The sequence below is a fragment of the Bradyrhizobium sp. USDA 4506 genome, assembly GCF_054058795.1.
On sequence record NZ_JBSSBM010000002.1, the window covers coordinates 5127492 to 5143298 of the forward strand.

A 15807-nucleotide genomic window follows, 5' to 3' on the forward strand; every position below is an offset into this window, starting at 1 on the left:
CCAGAAAAGACCGATTTGCCTCGGTCCTGCCGAGCATGCACCGCGACACAGTGAATCATTCCCCGGACACCCCTGCCGCAAGCGGGGCGAGGTGAAGTACGACTCGTGGCGCCTAACGATCCAGCACCGCGCGCGCGGTGGCCTCATCGGTGATGAGGCCGTTGATCACCCGGCCCCCCAATGCGGCCTTGATCGAGGGCACCTTGGCGCCGCCGACCGCCGCGGCGATCGTGGTCGCTTCCGCTGGGATCTGCGGCGGAATGCTGGTCAGGCGCTTGTTGGTGCCGCCCTTGATCAGGCGGCCCTTGGCGTCATAGGCCCAGCCCGTCACCTCGCCGACCGCGCCGAGCCGCATCATCTCCAGCAGCTCCTCGCGGGTGACGAAGCCGTCGACATGGACCTGGGCCTTCTGGTCCATCTGGCCGATGCCGATCAGCCGCAGATCGGCCTTGGCGGCGACCGCCCTCACCCGCGCGATCGGGTCGATGCGCACCATGCGGTCGCGCTCGTCCTCGCTCGACATCAGGAACGGCAGCGGCATCGGGTAATGGCGCGCGCCGGTGCGGTCGGCGAGCCGTCCCACTGTGTCGTAGAAGCTCGCCGAGCCGTCGGCGGAGATGTTGCCGACCAGCGAGACGATCTGGTGATCGGGCCGCTCGATCGGCGAGACCCGCTCGACCGCGGCGCGCACCGCGCGGCCGGTGCCGAGCGCCACGATCACGGGCGTCTCCGAGCGCAGCGTCGTCTCCAGCAGATTGGCGCTGCGCTCGGCGATCCCTGCATTGGACAGCGGCGCCGCCGGATCGGTCGGCACGACGTCGCAATGCACCAGATCGAACCGCGCCTTCAGCCGGGAGGCCAGCTCCATGCAGGCCGCGATGGGATGTTCGAGGCGAAACGTGATCAGCCGCTCCGCCAGGCACAGCGACACCAGGCGCTGCGCCGAGGCGCGCGACACCTGCAGCATTTTCGCAATCTCATCCTGGGTGTGGCCCGCGATGAAATACAGCCAGCCGGCGCGCGCCGCATCGTCGAGGCGAGACTTTTCGTTGTCGGGCGCAGCCATCGTCTTGCGTCAGCCTTCCATCCAGAAATCCGTCATCGCGGCGAAGATTCGATCCGCCCCCGCTTGCCGCAGCAGAGCACTGCCATCCGCCAACCGATAGTGGGCGCCGCCGACAAATCCCCACACTTTCATGCCCGCCGCCTTCGCGGCCATCACGCCGCTGACGCTGTCTTCGATCACGAGCGTGCGGCGCGGCGCGGCGCCCATGGCGCTTGCCGCATGCAGGAACAGATCAGGGGCCGGCTTGCCCTGCCTGACCATCTGCGCGGTGTAGAGCCGCGGCCCGAAGCTGGCGGCGAGGCCGGTCAGCTCCAGCGAGAACTTCACCCGCTCGAGATCGCTCGATGAGGCGACACAATATGGCAGCCGCAATTCCTTGAGCACCGCCGCGATGCCGGCGATCGGCTTCAGCCGGGAGCGGAAGGTCTCACGGACCTGCAGCGCGAGGTCAGGCAGAAACGTCTCGGGCAGCGGCTTTCCCACGCCCCGGCAGTAGTCGACCAGGGCCGCGGTGCTGCGGCCGAGGAAGAGCTCGAGCGCCCGCTCGGTGCTCATCCCGATGCCGGCCTGAACCATCGCCTCGGCAAGGCAGCGGCAGCTCAATTCCTCGCTGTCGACGAGCACGCCGTCGCAGTCGAAGATGACGAGATCGGTCTCGGGAAGCCGCGGATCCATCCCGGCATGAGATCATATGCTCACGCCATGAGCAATAGATCACAGTTTCCGCGCGGAATGCCGCGCCTCAAATGGTCGCGGTGCACCGCCAGGGATGCTGTGCGACAAGGCGAAATGCCGCATGACACACCTCTGATCGCGACCGTCGTCGCGGGCCTCGGCCTCGCTTTTGTCTTCGGAACCATCGCCCAGCGCTTTCGGGTTCCGCCACTGGTCGGTTATCTGCTCGCGGGCGTGGCCGTCGGTCCCTTCACGCCCGGCTTCGTTGCCGATCAGGCGCTGGCAACCGAGCTGGCGGAGCTCGGTATCATTCTCCTGATGTTCGGCGTCGGCCTGCATTTCTCGCTAAACGATCTGTTGTCGGTGCGGGCGATCGCGGTGCCCGGCGCGATTGCGCAGATTGCGGTCGCCACATTGATGGGCCTCGGCCTCGCGCTATTGATGGGCTGGACCGTCGGCGCGGGTCTGGTGTTCGGCCTCGCGCTGTCGGTCGCAAGTACCGTCGTGCTGTTGCGCGCGCTGCAGGAGCGCCGCCTGATGGACACCGAACGCGGCAAGATCGCGGTCGGCTGGCTGATCGTCGAAGACCTCGCCATGGTGCTGGCGCTGGTGCTGTTCCCGGCGGTGGCGAGCTTGCAGGGCGGCGATGGCGCGGCGCTCACCTCCGACCCCCTCGCCGCCCGTTTCGGTCTCGGGCTCACCGGCGTGCTGGTGCTGACGCTGATCAAGATCGCCGTGTTTATCGCGCTGATGCTGGTGGTCGGACGCCGGCTGATCCCGTGGGTCCTGCACTACATCGCGCATACCGGCTCGCGCGAGCTGTTCCGGCTGACCGTGCTCGCGATCGCGCTCTGCATCGCGTTCGGCGCGACCAAGCTGTTCGGCGTCTCGCTGGCGCTCGGCGCCTTCTTCGCCGGAATGATGCTGCGGGAATCGCCGCTCAGCCAGCGCGCGGCCCAGGAGACCTTGCCGCTGCGCGATGCGTTCGCGGTGCTGTTCTTCGTCTCCGTCGGCATGCTGTTCGACCCGATGAGCGTGGTCCGCGAGCCCTGGCCATTCGTCGCGACGCTGTTCGTCATCGTGGTCGGCAAGTCGATCGCCGCCCTTCTGATCGTCGTGCTGTTCTGTCATCCGATGGCAACCGCCTTGATGATCTCGGCGAGCCTCGCCCAGATCGGCGAATTCTCCTTCATCCTGGCCGAACTCGGCGTTGCGCTCAATCTGCTGCCAAAGGCCGGCCGCGACCTGATCCTGGCGGGCGCGATCTTCTCGATCATGCTCAACCCGCTGGTGTTCGCGGTGGTCGACTGGCTGACGTCGCGGCTCGAGAAGCAGCAGACCTCCTCGCCAACCGCCGCGGCTTCTGAACCAATCCCGGTCACCGAATTGCAGGATCACACCATCCTGGTCGGCTACGGCCGGGTCGGCAGCATCGTCGGCGATGCGCTGCATCAACGCAGCGCGCCGTTCCTCGCGGTCGAGGCGTCCGACGACATGGTCGCCAAGCTCAAGGAGTGCGGCATCGAAGCCCTGATGGGCAACGCCGCGCGCGCCAGCGTGCTGCGCGCGACCAATCCGGCCGGCGCGCGATCGCTGGTCATCGCCATTCCCGAAGCCTTCGAGGCCGGCCAGATCGTCGAGCAGGCTCGCGCCGCGAATGCCGATATCCAGATCATCGCCCGTGCGCATTCCGACGCCGAGGTCGATCATCTCAAGGCACTTGGCGCCGACATCGTGATCATGGGCGAGCGCGAGATCGCCCGCGGCATGATCGAGGAGCTCGACAGGGCGCGTCCGGCTGGTATGCGAACGGCCGAGCAGGATTCGGCAGCTTGAGATAGACTGCACCCACCGTACAGATGCGCGCCGCGCGTCACGCGATGAGGGAGATCGAGCGATGGCCTTCAAGAGCCCGCACGTATCGCTGGTGTCGTTCTCGGTCGAGATCGGCGCCGCGGACACGACAAACGTCATGCAGATCGAGACCGACCTGCATCTGAACACCCGTCATCCGAGCTATGACGCGGCCGCCGTGGAGCGGCTGGTGCGTGACGCACAAGCCTATCTCGCCGGCAATGCCGGCCAAGTCACCCGGATCCGGCTGGTCTCCACCCGCGGCGGCCAGACCTGAAGCCTTTTTTATTTGAGCTCTTTGTTTGAGCGTGATCTCCACGCAAACGCTTTGCGTTTGTCGCTAGGGAAAACCGGCTTCCACTTTTCCGGATCATGCCCTAGCCGCCAAGGAATGCCGGCGCCAGATCTTCCTGCACGATGATGTTGGCGGCTTCCGTCGTCAGCTCGCTGCCGACCAGGTCAAGATTCTTGGCGGCCTCGAACAGCATCGAGCGGACGTCGTCCGGCGTCAGCACGCCTTTCGCGATCAGCTTGCGCACCAACGCCTGCAGGATAAGAACGTCGATCTCGCCATGCGCCAGCGGCGTCGGCTTGTCCGTCATGATCGTCTCCCAGGCTGATCCCAAGGCTGAGTCCCAAGGCTGAGGTTCGTCGCAAGTGAGGCGCCTAGCGCGGTGGCGACGCGATGTCCTTGTGCAATTGCTCGAACGCACGGCGCAGGCCGTGCAGCTGATCGACCAGATGAAGGATGACGTCGATGCCCTCGTCGTTGACGCCGAAGTCGCCCTTCAGGTCGCGGATCAGATGCGCGCGCGCCACGTCGGTGTCGGAGAAGCTGATCTCGCTGGCGGTCTCGTCCGGCACCAGCCATTGCTGCTCGATCCAGAACTCCAGGGTCTGCACCTCCAGACCCGCATCGATGAGGAACTGCTGCTTGTTCATGATGCACCATCCTCGCGCGGATCGAATGCCTTTCGATCCCAGTTCGACACAAACGCCTCGAGCTCGGGATCGGGTCCCTTGGGCAGGACCACCTTGAGCTTGACGAGTTCGTCGCCATGGCCTCCGCCGACGCGGGGCGCGCCCTTGCCGCGCAACCGCATGGTCGTGCCGGTGTTCGATCCCTTCGGAACCGTCATGGTCACGGCACCGGTCGGCGTCGGAACGCGGACTTTTCCGCCGAGCACCGCCTCGGACAGCGAAATCGGCAGTTCCAGCGTAATGTCGTCACCTTCGCGGGTGAAGCGCGGATCGGGGCGAACTTCCACCTCGATCAGCGCATCGCCGGGACCGCCCTTGCCGCTGCCGGGCATGCCCTTGCCGCGCAGCCGAATGATCTGGCCATCGACGAGCCCCGGCGGGATCGTCACGTCCAGCGTACCGCCGTCGGGAAGCGTCAGCCGCTTGCTCGCACCGGTGATCGATTCCGCGAAGTCGATCGCGAGAGCGTAATGCAAATCGCGGCCACGCCGGTTGGCGCGCGCCTGCTCGCTGCGCCGGAGCAATTCGGCGAAGGCGTCGTCCTGGTCCATGTAGTCGGCATAGCCGGAGCTGTCGGCATAGGGATGCCCCGCATCCGCGGTGGCGAAATCCCGGTAGTAGCGATGCTGCGGCCGCTCGGCGCCATCAGCATCGATCTCGCCGGCGTCGAAGCGCTTGCGCTTCTCGGCATCCGAGAGCAGATCGTTCGCAGCAGCGACTTCCTTGAATTTGTCTTCGGCCGCCTTGTCGCCCGGATTGAGATCCGGATGCAGCTTCTTCGCCAGCTTTCGATAAGCCTTCTGGATATCGGCCGCAGACGCCGTCGGGGCAACGCCAAGAACCTCGTACGGATTTCTCACAACCTGCTCCGCAACACCGTGAGTGCACCTGCAATCATGAGGGCGCAAAAGCAGGCGATTTGCAAGTGCGCAGGCGCGCCGCCCGGAAGCGGCCGACGCAGCATGCGCTCACGTCACATGACAAGTTAAGATGTATGTCCGGGGTCCAGATAGTTCGGCATGTTCTTTTGCTGTTGCGGCGTCATCTTGGCGGTATCCGCCTTGCCTGGCACGCCCCTCGGACCGAGCAGGGCACGCTGCATGTCGTCCTCGCTCAAGCGCGGCTTGCCATCGTCGAGCTGTCCATCGCCGCCATGACTCTGTGCCATGACCAACCTCCACTGATGATCGCTTGCACAGGCGGAACAATACCGCGCTCCGCCGGAACGAGCCAGCGGAGCGCGGACGTGCCTTAGTGTTGCTCCTGCCGCTTCTCCTCTGCGGGATGACCTGCCGCAGGCGCAGCATGCGGAGCGGCGTGCGGCTCCGGCCGTGCCGCCGGCTGGGGATGGGCGGCCTGCGGCTGCGGATGCGGCTCAGGGCGCGCCATCGTCTCCGGGTGCGCTTGCGGCTTCGCTGCTGGCTCCGGTCGCGCTTCGGGCCTCGCTGGCTCGGGCCGCGCGACGGGCTTCGCGGCAGGCTCGGGACGCGGCTCTTCCTTGCGCACCTCTTCGGGCCGCTTCTCCTGCACGGCAGGCCGCGCCGCTTCTGCAGGATGCGGCTCAAGCTTCGGCTCGGCGGCAGGCGCCGCGCGCTTCTCTTCGACCGCGGGCCTGTTCGCTTCGGCGGGCGGATGCGCCGCAACGCCCTTCTCGGGAACCGGAAGCGCGTGGGATCCGGCAGGTGCCGGCGCAGCAGGGTGCGGCTCGGCCTTGGTCTCGGGAGCAGGTGCTGCGCGCTTCTCCTCGGCCGCGGGCTTGTTCGCCTCGGCGGGCGGATGCGCCGCCGGAAGCTCCTTTCCCGGGACCGGGAGCGCATGGGAAGCAGCCGGTGCTGTTGCGGGCGCGGGTGCAGGTGCAGCTCCCGGGTGCCCCGGCTCCCCGGCCGCCGGCCGTGCGGCGTTGGCCGGCACCGCCTCGCCGGCCGGCCGCGCGCGAACTACGCCCGGTCCCTTCAATTCGCCGGGACGCGCCGTTGCGGCGACTGCGGGCACGCCATTGTTGGTCCGCTTGAACAGGCTCGGATCCTGGCTTGCGGTCTCGACCTGCTTGCGTTGCAACGGCGTCGCCGCGAAGTGCTGCTCCTTGGCGACCGCGCGCTCGGCCGGCGTCGGCCGCACCTCGATGCCGCCGCGGCCGCCATTGTAGCTGACGTTGTTGACGGTGGTCTGATTGATCGTGACGTTCTTCTCGTAGACGTTGGTGATCCGCGCACCCTGCAGATTGTTCACGGTCCGATTGTAGAAGAAGTTGCCGTGATCCCAGCGGCCGCCTTCATAGCCCGACCCGCCGTAGCCGAAACCGTAATTGATGCCACCGTAGAAGCCGACGCGATCACCCCAGTAGCCCTGATGGAAGATGAAGCCGCCGCCGAACGCGCCCCAATAACCAGGTGTCCACAGCAGCCCGACCCGCGGCGGCTGCACCCACGTGCCCGGCACCCAGTAGTAATCGCCGCGATCCTCGTCCCACGACCAATTGCCCGGCGACCACATGTAGCCGGGCCCAGGCACCGGCGGCTGATCGTAGGTCGGCAACGGCGGCGGCGCGGTCTCGACGGCAGAGACCGGCGCGCATGCCGCATCCTGCGCGATTGCGGGCATTGCCGTCGCATAGAACAGCGCCGTGGCAATCGCTGCACACGACACGGTCGAAAGGAGACGAGTTGTCATTGGGAGCCTCTTCGATGAGCACGTTCAACGTGAGACGGAACAAAAGTTCCGTGTGTCGGCAATGCACCGACACACTTCATCGCTAGCGCCTTGACCTTACACCAGCCTGAAACGCATCGACGCAAACGGAAACGCGCTCATCCGGCTATTCACGGTCGGTTCAGAGTGCGCCGTGATGCAACGTTGCGCGATTCAGTGGAACATCGCGCGTTGCTTCTCTGTATCAGCGAGCGAGCGACGCGAAACGCGACGCGATCGATTCCGATAACGTGTCCCGATCATGACCTGGGCCTTTGTACGATCACAGCGGTCCATGCTCATCCAACACTCGCTTCGCGAGCCCGGCGATCCATCGAACCGTAGTCAGCGCGATGCGTGCACCCGGCTTGCCGGCGCGGCCGTAGCAGTGCCTCCCGATGAGTGCCAGCGACGAACATCAGCGCTCGCAACGGCTTAACCGCAGCATCCCAGCGAGCGCGCTGCGCGATTGACACTCCCCTGAAAGGACCACACGATGCGAGACGCGGCAGCCTTGGGCCCGCGGTTTTCCGCCGGCGCAATTGCACGGGGCTGTTGCATGATGGATGTCATCGTTCCGCCATCTGTCGCCGACGGAACTGCGTGGCATAATGGATCTCGACGAGCTTGCGTTGCTTGAGGTGCCACGATGAACATAGAAAAATATACCGATCGCGTTCGCGGCTTCATTCAGTCGGCGCAATCGCTCGCGATGCGCGAGGGGCATCAGCAGTTCTCGACGCTGCACATCCTGAAGGTGCTGCTCGACGACAATGAGGGCCTCGCGGCCGGCCTGATCGACCGCGCCGGCGGCAATTCGCGCGCGATCCTCAAGGCGACCGAGGACGCGCTGGCGAAAGTGCCGAAGGTGAGCGGCGCCGGCTCCGGACAAATCTATCTGGCGCCCGAGACCGCGCGCGCCTTCGCCGCGGCGGAACAGGCCGCTGACAAGGCCGGCGACAGTTTCGTCTCTGTCGAGCGCCTGCTGCAGGCGCTCGCAGCCGACAAGGACAGCGAGGCCGGCAAGCTGCTCGCCAAGGGCGGCGTCAATCCGCAGAACCTGAATGCGGCGATCAACGCGCTGCGCAAGGGCCGCACCGCCGACAGCGCATCGGCCGAGAACGCCTATGACGCGCTGAAGAAATATGCCCGCGACCTTACCCAGGCCGCGCGCGATGGCAAGCTCGATCCGGTGATCGGCCGCGACGAGGAGATCCGCCGCACCATCCAGGTGCTGTCGCGGCGGACCAAGAACAATCCCGTGCTGATCGGCGAGCCCGGTGTCGGCAAGACCGCGATCGTCGAGGGCCTCGCGCTGCGCATCGTCAACGGCGACGTGCCGGAAAGCCTGCAGGACAAGGCGCTGCTCGCGCTCGATCTCGGCGCGCTGATCGCCGGCGCAAAGTATCGCGGCGAGTTCGAGGAACGGCTCAAGGCAGTGCTGCAGGAAGTGACCTCGGCCGAGGGCGGCATCATCCTGTTCATCGACGAGATGCACACGCTGATCGGCGCCGGCAAGGGCGACGGTGCGATGGACGCATCAAACCTCCTGAAGCCCGCGCTCGCCCGCGGCGAGCTGCATTGCATCGGCGCCACCACGCTCGACGAATACCGCAAGCATGTCGAGAAGGATGCAGCGCTGGCGCGGCGCTTCCAGCCGGTGTTCGTCTCCGAGCCGACGGTCGAGGACACCATCTCGATCCTGCGCGGCTTGAAGGACAAATACGAGCAACATCACGGCGTGCGCATCGCGGATTCGGCGCTGGTCGCCGCTGCCACGCTGTCGAACCGCTACATCACCGACCGCTTCCTGCCCGACAAGGCCATCGACCTGATGGACGAGGCCGCGGCGCGACTGAAGATGCAGGTCGATTCCAAGCCTGAAGAACTCGATTCGCTCGACCGCGAGATCATCCGGCTCAAGATCGAGCAGGAAGCGCTGAAGAAGGAGACCGATCTCGGCTCCAGGAGCCGCCTGCAGACGCTCGAGAAGGATCTCACCGACCTGGAAAAGAAATCGGCGGACATGACGTCGAAATGGCGGTCGGAAAAGAGCAAGCTTTCCGATGCGCAGAAGATGAAGGGCGAACTCGAACAGTTGCGTACCGAGCTCGCCAATGCGCAGCGCAAGGGAGAATTCCAGAAGGCGGGCGAGCTGGCCTATGGCCGGATTCCCGAACTCGAGAAGAAGCTCGCGGCGGTCGAGGCCGGCGAGACCTCGTCCACCAGCGAGACCGTGACCGCCGACAATATCGCGCAGGTGGTGTCGCGCTGGACCGGCGTGCCAGTCGACAAGATGCTGGAGGGGGAGAAGGACAAGCTGCTGCGCATGGAGGAGATGCTCGGCAAGCGCGTCGTCGGCCAGGCCGAGGCGGTCCGCGCGGTGTCGACCGCGGTGCGCCGCGCCCGCGCCGGCCTGCAGGACCCCAACCGGCCGATCGGCTCGTTCATGTTCTTAGGTCCCACCGGCGTCGGCAAGACCGAGCTTGCGAAAGCGCTTGCCGAATATCTGTTCGATGACGAGACCGCGATGATCCGCCTCGACATGTCCGAATACATGGAAAAGCATTCGGTCTCGCGGCTGATCGGCGCGCCGCCCGGCTATGTCGGCTATGATGAGGGCGGTGCCCTGACCGAAGCGGTGCGGCGGCGGCCTTATCAGGTGGTGCTGTTCGACGAGATCGAGAAGGCGCATCCCGACGTCTTCAACGTACTGCTGCAGGTGCTCGACGACGGCCGCCTGACCGACGGCCAGGGCCGCACCGTCGATTTCCGCAACACGCTGATCATCATGACCTCGAACATCGGCGCCGAATATCTGGTCAACCAGCCGGAAGGTCAGAGCACGAGCGCGGTGCGCGAGCAGGTGATGAACATGGTACGGGCGCACTTCCGTCCCGAATTCCTCAACCGGATCGACGAGATCATCCTGTTTCACCGGCTGCAGAAGAGCGACATGGGCCGCATCGTCGAGATCCAGTTCTCGCGGCTGCGCAAGCTGCTCGAGGATCGCAAGATCGAGCTGGAGCTCGACCCGAAGGCGCGGGACTGGCTCGCCGAGAAGGGTTGGGATCCGGCTTACGGCGCCCGCCCGCTGAAGCGGGTGATCCAGCGCAGCGTGCAGGATCCGCTGGCGGAGATGATCCTTTCCGGCGATGTGCGCGACGGCTCAGAGGTAAAACTCTCGGCCACCAAGGCCGGCCTCACCTTCAACGGCAAGAAGCCGGAGAACGCGGCGGCGGACGAATTCGAACCGGTGTGAGACAGGCCGGATCGCCAACGACGCGCTGTCATCGCCGCGTCGTCTGCCGGCATCATATGCAAGCCGAATATACAAGCTGACCTGCAACCAGGAGAGCGCCATGACGCAGCACAAGATCAAGGACAACATGGAGGTCATCGGCGCCGATGGCGTGCATGTCGGCACCGTCGATCACGTCGAGGGCAACCGCATCAAGCTCAAGAAGAGCGAGAGCGACGGCTTCCACAAGGGCCATCATCACTTCATCGAGCTCGGCTTCGTGGCGGGTGTCGAAGGCTCCAAGGTTCGGCTCTCGGCCAACGCCGCGATCGCGGTGACCCTCGAGGAAGAGAAGTCCGGGAAGCCCGTCGATTGAGGCAGGCACCTCTGCAAGAGCGTGAGCCATTCGAGCCCTTGTAAAGGTTCCACCGGCATGCTCCTCTGACCCTGTCTGGACGCCGATCCGGCGTCCAGCGCCTGCCTTTTGTCCTCGTGGAAGTGCCGTTTAGTCAAGGAGACATGCGTGCCATCAGCCGTTCCGCAACCGGTCGCTGCGAAGCTGACGCGCGCGGCCATCTTCCTTGCGGTCACGATCAAGCCCAATCCGGAATATGACGCGGTGGTGCGGTCGCTGTGCGCCGATCTGGGCGCGCTCCTGCGTGCGGTGGGCTTCCGCGATCTCGAGGGCCGGCTGTCATGCGTCATGGGCATCGGCTCCGACGCATGGGACCGGCTGTTCGGCGCGCCGAAGCCGAAAGGCCTGCATCCGTTCCGCGAGATCGACGGCGTCCACCACGCCGTCGCAACGCCGGGCGACCTGCTGTTTCACATCCGCGCCGTGCCGATGGATCTGTGCTTCGAGCTGGCGACCCAGATCATGACGCGGCTCGGCGATGCGGTTGCGACCTCCGACGAGGTGCACGGCTTCAAATATTTCGACGAACGCGACCTGCTCGGCTTCGTCGACGGCACGGAGAATCCGGAGGACCAGGCGGCCACTGACGCCACCATCATCGGCGACGAGGACACGGCGTTCGCCGGCGGCAGCTATGTGATCGTGCAAAAATACCTGCACGACCTGAAGAAGTGGAACGAGCTGCCGGTCGAGATGCAGGAAAAGATCATCGGCCGAACCAAGCTGTCCGACATCGAGCTCGACGATGCGGTGAAGCCGAGCTACGCGCACAACGCCCTGACCACGATCGTCGAGAATGGCGAGGAGCTCGATATCGTCCGCGACAACATGCCGTTCGGCAATATCAGCAAGGGCGAGTTCGGAACCTATTTCATCGGCTATGCCAAGTCGCCGCAGCGGATCGAGCAGATGCTCGAGAACATGTTCGTCGGCAAGCCGCCGGGCAACTACGACCGCCTGCTCGACTTCAGCCGTGCCGTCACCGGCATGCTGTTCTTCGTCCCGTCGGCGACCTTCCTGGAGGATGTCGCGAGCGAGGCGCCGGCACCCTCGCCCGCCGAGCCGTCGCTGGATGACGCCGGGGCTGGCGACACACCTGCACCGGGAATACCGCCGTCCGACGGCTCGCTCGGGATCGGCTCACTGAAAGGAGAGGCTGGACATGAATAATCTTCATCGGGGACTCGCTCCCATCTCGGACGCGGCATGGGCCCAGATCGAAGAGGAGGCCTCGCGCACGTTGAAGCGCCATCTGGCGGCGCGCCGTGTCGTCGACGTCGACGGTCCGAAGGGAACGGATTTCTCCGCGGTCGGCACCGGTCATCTCAAGAAGATTGCGGCGCCGGGCGACGGGGTCGAGGCGACGCAGCGCGACGTCCAGGCGCTGGTCGAACTGCGTGTGCCGTTCGAGCTCTCGCGCCAGGCGATCGACGATGTCGAGCGCGGCGCGAATGATTCCGACTGGGATCCGCTCAAGGATGCCGCGCGCAAGATCGCCTTCGCCGAGGATCGCGCGGTGTTCGACGGCTATGCAGCCGCCGGCATTCAGGGCATCCGTCAAGGCACCAGCAACCCGGTGCTGACGTTGCCGTCGAGCGTCAAGAACTATCCCGCCGTGGTCGCGCAGGCGGTCAGCCAGTTGCGGCTTGCCGGCGTCAACGGTCCCTATACGCTGCTGCTCGGCACCGAGCCCTATACCGCGATCGGCGGGGCGACCGACGACGGCTATCCGGTGCTGCAGCACATCCAGCGCCTGATTGACGGCAAGATCATCTGGGCGCCCGCGATCGAGGGTGGCGTCCTGCTGACCACCCGCGGCGGCGATTTCCAGCTCTCGATCGGCCAGGACCTTTCGATCGGCTATCTCAGCCACTCGGCGAAATCGGTTCAGCTGTATTTCCAGGAGACCATCACCTTCCTGATGCTGACGAGCGAAGCGTCGGTGGTGCTTGCGCCGGAGGCGAAGAAACCCGCCTAGTCTTGCCGGCGTTGACCTATCCGGGAAGTCTCCGGCCGTTGCCGGAGCTTCCGCCAAACGTGAAACGGAGAGGAGGCGCGCAATGGACTACGATCTCTACATCAATCCGAAGAAGGCATCGGTCGGTCTCTACGTCCGCAAGGGCGCCGGCCTTCCCGACCTTGCCGACGCCAAGGACTGGGTGTTCGACGGCACCTCGGCGCAGGCCAATCTGCCGCCGCAGCTCGTGAAGGAAATCGAGGCCAACGGCCACGCCTTTCGCGACATGGATTGAGCGCGTCTGCCGGCGTTATTTCTCGCCGACCTTCACCGGGGCGGTCTCGGGCATCAGGCTCATGGCCACGATGCCGACCGCCGCCGCAAGCAGAAGATACCAGGACGGCGCCAGCGGATCGCCTGACACGTGCAGCAGCCACGTGACCACGAGTTGCGCGGTGCCGCCGAACGTCGCGATGGCGACCGCGTAGATCGTGGCGAATACGCCGCCGCGAATGCTCTGCGGCAGCGCTTCGGTGAAGGCGGCATAGAACGCGGTGAACGGCAGCGATCCGATGAACGACAGGATGCCGAAGCCGAACAGCAGCGACCACGCGCCGGGGTCCTGGACGATCCACAGGAAGGCCGGATAGGTCAGCACCAGCACGACCAGCTGCGGCCAGATCATGATCGGCTTGCGTCCGAGCCGGTCGGCAAGCCAGCCGCCCAGCACCGCGCCGATGATCTGCAGTCCGTTGCTGACCAGCGATACCGTGAACGCCAGCGACGGCGACACATGCAGCGTATTCTTGGCGTAGGTCGTCATGTATTGCGTCACATAGGTCGAGATCGTGCCGCTGGCCAGGATCATCACCGCCAGCACGATGACGCGAAGATGCCGCCGCGCCAGCGCCACATGGCTCGAGCGTTCGATCTGCCCGGCGACGTGCTCGCCGTGCGAGACGGTTTCCGGCAGCGTGCGGCGCATCCAGATGCCGAACGGCAGGCAGACGGCGCCGAGCAGGAACGCGATGCGCCATCCATAGGCCTGCAGCATGTCGGGCGCCATCGCGCTGCTCAGGACGACACCGACAAGCGCGCCCACCGTCGCCGCGATCTCCTGGCTGGCAGGCTGCCAGGCGACCACGAGGCCGCGGTTCCTCGGTGCAGCGATCTCGATCAGATAGGCCGTGGTCGGCCCGACCTCGCCGCCCAGCGCAAATCCTTGCACCATCCGCGCCAGGATCACGATGATCGGCGCCACAATGCCGATCGCGGCATAGGACGGCGTCAGCGCGATGGTCAGGATCGCGCCGCCCATCAGCGCGAAACTCAGCAGCATCGCCGGCCGCCGTCCGACCCGGTCGGAGAAGATGCCGAGCACGATGCCGCCGATCGGCCGCGTCAGGAAACCGGCACCGAAGGTCGCAAGCGACAGCATGAGGCTGCCGTATTCGCTGTGCGCGGGAAAGAAGGTGCGGCCGATCTCGGTCGCAAAGAAGCTGTAGGTGATGAAGTCGTAGAACTCCAGCATGTTGCCGATGGTCGCGGCAAGGGCTGCGCGCTTGACATCGAACTCTTCCCTGCTTGCAATCTCCGGCAACGCTCTCGGTTCCTTGTCTGCTTGTGCGAGCGGAGTATTATTCCTCCGACCATGTTAGGCAAGGCATGGAGAGCCGCGCGATCTGCATACGACGCAAGCGACAAGAGGAACAGATCCGATGCCAGCCGACAAACTCTTCATCAATGCCAGGTTCGGTGACGGCGCCAGCCGCGATATGCTGGTCCGTGCCGGCCGCATCGTTGCGATCGAGGCGAAAGGCGAACGCCCGAGCGGGGTCGAGATCGTCGATCTCGGCAATGCGCTGGTCGTGCCCGGCTTTGTCGAAGGCCACATCCATCTCGACACCAGTTTTTACGGCGATACCTGGCGGCCGCACCGCCCCTGCACCGACGGATTCGACGTCCATGAGCGGGTGGCGTTTCAGGCCGAGAACCTTGCCGCCGCCGCGCCGATGGACGTGCGCGCACGGAACCAGCTCGACCTCTGCATCGGCCATGGCACGACGCAGATGCGCAGCCACGTCATGGTCGACGGTTCGGTGGGACTGAAGTCGCTGGAGACCATCCTCGGGGTTCGCGAGAAATACAGGGATTTGATCGATATCCAGCTCGTGGCGTTCCCGCAGAACGGGATCCTCACCAGCCCCGGCACGCCGCAACTGCTCGACGAGGCCGTCAAGCTCGGGGCCAATGCGGTCGGCGGGCTCGATCCCGCAAGCTTCGACCGGGATGTCGAGGGCCATCTCGATGTCGTGTTCGGCGTTGCGCAAAAGCACGGCGTCGATGTCGATATCCATCTTCATGACGGCGGCATGCTCGGTGCCTTCGAGGTCGAGCAGATCGCGGCGCGAACCCGCGCGCTCGGCATGGCGGGCCGCGTCACCGTCAGCCACGCTTACGGGCTCGGCGACATTCCCGCCGATGCGCTGAAGAAGACCGCCGACAGTCTGGCGCGCTCGGGCGTGGCGATCATGACGAATGCGCCGGGCAGCCGGCCGTTCCCGCCCGTCGCCGTGTTGAGAAAGGCCGGCGTCACCGTGTTCAGCGGCAACGACAACATCCGCGACTCCTGGTGGCCCTATGGCGACGGCGACATGCTGGGCCGTGCCATGATGATCGGATACCGCTCGGGCTTCTACACCGATGAGGAGCTCGCGATCGCGTTCGACATGATCACCGCGGCCGGCGCCAAGGCGCTCAGGCTCGAGGACTACGGCCTGCATGTGGGGGCCAAGGCCGATTTCGTGACCTTGAACGCCGTGCATATCCAGGAGGCCGTGGTGGCGCGGCCGTCCGGGCGTTCAGTCTACAAGGGTGGCGTGCTCGTTGCGCGGGACAATCGCGTCGTCAAGGCCGCCGGCCAATCCTGA

General features: G+C 65.5%; 16 protein-coding genes. 8 read left to right on the forward strand and 8 right to left on the reverse strand.

What is annotated here, in order from left to right; translation table 11 throughout:
* Positions 1-112 precede the first annotated feature (112 nt).
* Both ACVIHF_RS26475 and ACVIHF_RS26480 read right to left on the reverse strand, forming a co-directional pair.
* Positions 113-1066 carry a sugar-binding transcriptional regulator gene (locus tag ACVIHF_RS26475; protein WP_456792784.1) on the reverse strand — a complete coding sequence of 318 codons (954 nt, stop codon included), beginning with the start codon at positions 1064-1066 and terminating at the stop codon, positions 113-115.
* Positions 1067-1075: 9 nt separating this feature from the next.
* The gene (locus tag ACVIHF_RS26480; protein ID WP_456792785.1) at positions 1076-1741 is read right to left on the reverse strand and encodes an HAD family hydrolase; all 666 of its coding nucleotides are present in this window, start codon (positions 1739-1741) and stop codon (positions 1076-1078) included.
* Between the two features lie 114 nt (positions 1742-1855).
* Here ACVIHF_RS26480 and ybaL point away from each other — a divergent pair, with 114 nt between their 5' ends.
* Both ybaL and ACVIHF_RS26490 read left to right on the forward strand, forming a co-directional pair.
* Positions 1856-3577, forward strand: coding sequence for a YbaL family putative K(+) efflux transporter (gene ybaL / locus ACVIHF_RS26485; RefSeq protein ID WP_456792786.1), 1722 nt, complete (start codon positions 1856-1858; stop codon positions 3575-3577).
* 61 nt (positions 3578-3638) lie between these two features.
* The gene (locus ACVIHF_RS26490; RefSeq protein WP_028343292.1) at positions 3639-3872 is read left to right on the forward strand and encodes a hypothetical protein; all 234 of its coding nucleotides are present in this window, start codon (positions 3639-3641) and stop codon (positions 3870-3872) included.
* A 100-nt stretch (positions 3873-3972) separates the two neighbouring features.
* Here the strand turns inward: ACVIHF_RS26490 and ACVIHF_RS26495 are convergent, their stop codons facing one another.
* From ACVIHF_RS26495 to ACVIHF_RS26515, 5 genes are all read right to left on the reverse strand, one after another.
* Complete coding sequence (locus tag ACVIHF_RS26495; protein ID WP_016843345.1) at positions 3973-4197, reverse strand: hypothetical protein; 225 nt, start codon at positions 4195-4197, stop codon at positions 3973-3975.
* Positions 4198-4261: 64 nt separating this feature from the next.
* Complete coding sequence (locus tag ACVIHF_RS26500; RefSeq protein ID WP_092081643.1) at positions 4262-4537, reverse strand: chaperone modulator CbpM; 276 nt, start codon at positions 4535-4537, stop codon at positions 4262-4264.
* Positions 4534-5436 (reverse strand): DnaJ C-terminal domain-containing protein, encoded by a 903-nt coding sequence (locus ACVIHF_RS26505; protein ID WP_212056530.1) that lies wholly within the window; start codon positions 5434-5436, stop codon positions 4534-4536. The genes ACVIHF_RS26500 and ACVIHF_RS26505 overlap by 4 nt, the downstream gene beginning before the upstream one ends.
* A gap of 125 nt (positions 5437-5561) precedes the next feature.
* Positions 5562-5744 (reverse strand): hypothetical protein, encoded by a 183-nt coding sequence (locus tag ACVIHF_RS26510; RefSeq protein WP_028343296.1) that lies wholly within the window; start codon positions 5742-5744, stop codon positions 5562-5564.
* Between the two features lie 83 nt (positions 5745-5827).
* Entirely contained in the window at positions 5828-7246 is a 1419-nt protein-coding gene (locus ACVIHF_RS26515; protein ID WP_253607230.1) for a YXWGXW repeat-containing protein, read from the reverse strand.
* A gap of 667 nt (positions 7247-7913) precedes the next feature.
* Between ACVIHF_RS26515 and clpB the strand changes: the two genes are divergently transcribed.
* From clpB to ACVIHF_RS26540, 5 genes are all read left to right on the forward strand, one after another.
* On the forward strand, positions 7914-10526 hold the full coding sequence (gene clpB / locus ACVIHF_RS26520; RefSeq protein ID WP_253607229.1) for an ATP-dependent chaperone ClpB: 2613 nt from the start codon (positions 7914-7916) through the stop codon (positions 10524-10526).
* A 100-nt stretch (positions 10527-10626) separates the two neighbouring features.
* Entirely contained in the window at positions 10627-10881 is a 255-nt protein-coding gene (locus tag ACVIHF_RS26525) for a DUF2171 domain-containing protein (RefSeq protein WP_057019219.1), read from the forward strand.
* A gap of 147 nt (positions 10882-11028) precedes the next feature.
* Positions 11029-12090, forward strand: coding sequence for a Dyp-type peroxidase (locus tag ACVIHF_RS26530; protein ID WP_253607228.1), 1062 nt, complete (start codon positions 11029-11031; stop codon positions 12088-12090).
* Positions 12083-12898, forward strand: a complete 816-nt coding sequence (locus tag ACVIHF_RS26535; RefSeq protein WP_069279514.1) for a family 1 encapsulin nanocompartment shell protein — start codon at positions 12083-12085, stop codon at positions 12896-12898. Before ACVIHF_RS26530 ends, ACVIHF_RS26535 begins: the two co-directional genes overlap by 8 nt.
* Before the next feature lie 82 nt (positions 12899-12980).
* Positions 12981-13172 carry a hypothetical protein gene (locus ACVIHF_RS26540; RefSeq protein ID WP_057019217.1) on the forward strand — a complete coding sequence of 64 codons (192 nt, stop codon included), beginning with the start codon at positions 12981-12983 and terminating at the stop codon, positions 13170-13172.
* Positions 13173-13187: 15 nt separating this feature from the next.
* Here ACVIHF_RS26540 and ACVIHF_RS26545 read toward each other — a convergent pair whose 3' ends face one another.
* The gene (locus ACVIHF_RS26545; RefSeq protein ID WP_256558656.1) at positions 13188-14477 is read right to left on the reverse strand and encodes an MFS transporter; all 1290 of its coding nucleotides are present in this window, start codon (positions 14475-14477) and stop codon (positions 13188-13190) included.
* 118 nt (positions 14478-14595) lie between these two features.
* Between ACVIHF_RS26545 and ACVIHF_RS26550 the strand changes: the two genes are divergently transcribed.
* Positions 14596-15807 carry an amidohydrolase family protein gene (locus tag ACVIHF_RS26550; RefSeq protein WP_253607227.1) on the forward strand — a complete coding sequence of 404 codons (1212 nt, stop codon included), beginning with the start codon at positions 14596-14598 and terminating at the stop codon, positions 15805-15807.